General features: G+C 56.2%; 4 protein-coding genes. All 4 read left to right on the plus strand.

From position 1 onward, the window contains the following. Positions 1 to 735, plus strand: a 735-nt coding sequence (gene hemC, locus KH813_RS06275; protein WP_303994496.1) for a hydroxymethylbilane synthase, incomplete at its 5' end; no start/stop codon positions are given. A gap of 1 nt (position 736) precedes the next feature. Further along, the gene (gene cobA / locus KH813_RS06280; protein WP_303994497.1) at positions 737 to 2260 is read left to right on the plus strand and encodes a uroporphyrinogen-III C-methyltransferase; all 1524 of its coding nucleotides are present in this window, start codon (positions 737 to 739) and stop codon (positions 2258 to 2260) included. Further along, the gene (gene hemB / locus KH813_RS06285; protein WP_303994498.1) at positions 2257 to 3243 is read left to right on the plus strand and encodes a porphobilinogen synthase; all 987 of its coding nucleotides are present in this window, start codon (positions 2257 to 2259) and stop codon (positions 3241 to 3243) included. Before cobA ends, hemB begins: the two co-directional genes overlap by 4 nt. Next, a partial coding sequence (locus KH813_RS06290; RefSeq protein ID WP_303994499.1) for an aminotransferase class III-fold pyridoxal phosphate-dependent enzyme occupies positions 3240 to 3472 on the plus strand: 233 nt, incomplete at its 3' end. The genes hemB and KH813_RS06290, both read left to right, overlap by 4 nt.

A 3472-nucleotide genomic window follows, 5' to 3' on the forward strand; every position in this document is an offset into this window, starting at 1 on the left:
AAACTTTTGGACGGCAGCATTGATTTTGCCGTGCACAGCTTGAAAGATATGCCGACCAAGCTGCCGCAAGGTCTTGTGATCGGCGCGATTCCGCAACGGGCCAACGTAGAGGACGCGTTCGTCTCCGCGGACGGCACTCTGTTGCGCGATTTACCGGCCGGCGCGCGGGTAGGAACGTCCAGTTTGCGTCGTACGGCGCAGCTTTTACATTATCGACCGGATTTGGTGCCGGTGTCGATTCGCGGCAATGTGCAAACACGTTTGGGAAAAATCGAAACGGAACATTTGGCGGGCGTTATTTTAGCGCGCGCCGGTTTAGCGCGTTTGGGCTTGGCGGATCGCATTACGGAAGTATTGCAAGCGCCTGAATGGTTGCCGGCGGCCGGCCAAGGAGCATTGGCCATAGAATGTCGCGCCGACGATGAAGAATTGTTGGCGTTGCTGGCGGGCATTCATGATCCCGAAACGGCAGCGGCCGTGGCGGCGGAACGCGCGATTTTGGCCGCGCTGGAAGGCGGCTGTCAGGTTCCGATCGGCGCTGCGTCTGTGTATGAAAACGATACCATTCAAGTACAGGGACGATTATTATCGCTGGACGGCGCAACGGTCATTGAAGCAGTACAAACCGGAAAATGCAGCGCGGCCGCGTCATTGGGACAAGCCGTTGCGGAAGAAATTTTGGCGAACGGCGGACGCGAGTTATGGACGGAAGTCCGCGCGATGTTGGAGGAATGAGATGGCGGGAATAGGATATTTAATCGGCGCAGGTCCGGGCGATCCGGGCTTACTGACGGTCAAAGGGCAGGACTGCTTAAAAAAAGCGGATGTTGTCATTTATGATTACTTGGCCGATGACAGTTTGCTGTTTTTGACGCGGCCCGACGCGGAATTGATTTATGCCGGCAAACAGGCGGGCAATCACACTCTGACACAGTCGGAAATCAATACGTTGCTTGTGGAAAAAGTGGCACAGGGACATACGGTAGCGCGTTTAAAAGGCGGCGATCCGTTCGTTTTCGGGCGCGGTGGGGAAGAAGCGCTCGCGTTACGGGAAAATAACCTGGCCTTTGAAATCGTCCCGGGCGTCACCAGTGCGATCGCCGCGCCGGCGTATGCGGGGATTCCCGTGACACATCGCGCGGTGGCGACATCATTTGCGGTGGTTACGGGTCACGAAGATCCGACAAAACCGGAAGCCTCCATGCGCTGGGAGCATTTAGCGACCGGTGTGGACACATTGACATTTGTCATGGGACTTGGCAAGCTGCGTAAAATTGTCAGTGAATTGATCGCGCACGGACGACCGGCGACGACTCCTGCCGCGGTTGTGCGTTGGGGCACCAAAGCCGAACAGGAAACCGTGGTGGCTACCTTGGAGGAACTGCCGGCGGCGGTGGAAGCGGCGGGCTTGAAACCGCCGGGACTGCTGGTCATCGGCGAGGTGGTGGCGTTGCGTGACCAATTGCGCTGGTTTGAAGATCAGCCGCTGTTCGGTAAACGTATCGTGGTCACCCGGGCGGCCGATGTCGCGTCGGTGTTGGGTGAGAAGCTGGCTCGTTTGGGCGCGCAACCGCTCTATATTCCGGCCATTCGCCGACAGGCGACGGACAATACGGAAGAGCAAAAGCAGGCAGTTCAAAATGCCGCGTCGTATGACTATTTACTTTTCACCAGTCCCTATACCGTGGAACGATTCTTTGCCGTGCTCACGGAATGCGGTCGCGACAGCCGCGACCTGGCGACACTGAAAATCGCGGCGGTCGGCTCGAAAACGGCGGCAAAATTGCGGCGTTACGGTATTGTGGCCGATATTGTACCGGAGACGGCGCAGGCGGAAGGATTGTTGGCGGTTCTGAAAGACGAAGTAATGAACGGCAAGCGCGTGCTTTTGCCGCGGGCGGTGCAGGCTCGTGAATTGTTACCGGAGACGCTGCGCAAAGCAGGAGCCTTGGTAGATGTAGTGCCGTTTTATGAAACCGTACCGGAAACCTCGCGCAAAGATATTTTTCAAAACGAACTGCAAAGCGGAAAAATTTCCGCGATTACGTTTACCAGTGCATCGACCGTGACCGGTTTACTGGCGATGCTGGAAGATCCGCGCAAGGAGCTTGCGGGCATTCCGCTGATTGCGATCGGCGAGATTACCGCCGACGCGTTGCGACAAGCGGGCTTGGAGCCGGATCGGCTGGCGGCGAAAGCGACACAGGATGCCATGGTGGATGCTGTACTGGATGTATTTCGAAAGGAAGCGAATGTATGATTACTCCTTATGATCGTCCGCGCCGTTTGCGCGCTGACCGTAATATTCGACGCATGGTGCGTGAAAACGCATTGTCTGTCAATGATTTGATTTATCCGTTGTTTATCGTTCCGGGGAAAGGCGTAAAAGAAGAAATCGCAAGCCTGCCGGGGCAGTACCATCTTTCCGTCGATGAAGCGGTTAAGATGGCCAAAGAAGCGGCTGAACTCGGCATTCCCGCGGTGGAAATTTTCGGTATTCCGACTTACAAAGCGGCGGATGGCGATTCCGCGTGGGATGACAATGAACCGGTGCAACAGGCGGTTCGTGCGATCCGCAAAGAAGTACCGGAATTGTATGTTATTACCGATGTCTGTCTGTGCCAATACACGGAAAGCGGTCACTGCGGTCATGTGGAAAACGGCTGCATCATGAATGACGAAAGCTTGCCGCTGCTTGCCAAAGTGGCGGTCAGTCATGCGAAGGCCGGCGCGCATATGGTGGCGCCGAGCGATATGATGGACGGCCGCATTGCGGTGATGCGCGAAGCGTTGGATGAAGCGGGTTACAGCGATGTGGCGATTATGAGTTACGCGGCGAAATACGCCTCCGCCTACTACGGTCCGTTCCGTGATGCCGTGCATTCGGCGCCGCAGTTCGGCGATCGCAAAACCTATCAAATGGATCCGGCGAATGCGCGCGAAGCGTTGAAAGAAATCGAACTCGACTTGTTGGAAGGCACCGACGCGATCATCGTGAAACCGGCATTGGCGTATCTTGACGTCGTACGGGCGGCGCGTGAAATTACCCATTTGCCGATCTGCGTGTATAACGTCAGCGGCGAATACGCGATGGTAAAAGCGGCCGGAGCCGCCGGTCTGATCGATGAAAAGCGACTTATTATGGAAACGCTGCTGTCGATGAAGCGCGCGGGTGCGGATTTGATTATCACGTACCACGCATTGGAAGCGGCTCGCTGGATACGAGAGGGGTATGAAGGATGAACCGGACGCGTTCGGTAGAAGCATTCGCCACGGCGCAGAAATTTATGCCGGGCGGCGTGAACAGTCCCGTCCGCTCGTTCCGTAACGTCGATACGACACCGCCGTTTATCGCCAAAGGTAAAGGCAGTCATATTTTTGATGTCGACGGCAATGAATACATCGATTACGTTCTCAGCTGGGGACCTTTGATCCTCGGCCATGCCGATGCCGACGTTGTCGCAGCGATTCG

It is taken from the genome of Negativicoccus succinicivorans (genome assembly GCF_018373335.1).
Classification (GTDB): Bacteria; Bacillota; Negativicutes; order Veillonellales; family Negativicoccaceae; genus Negativicoccus; species Negativicoccus succinicivorans_A.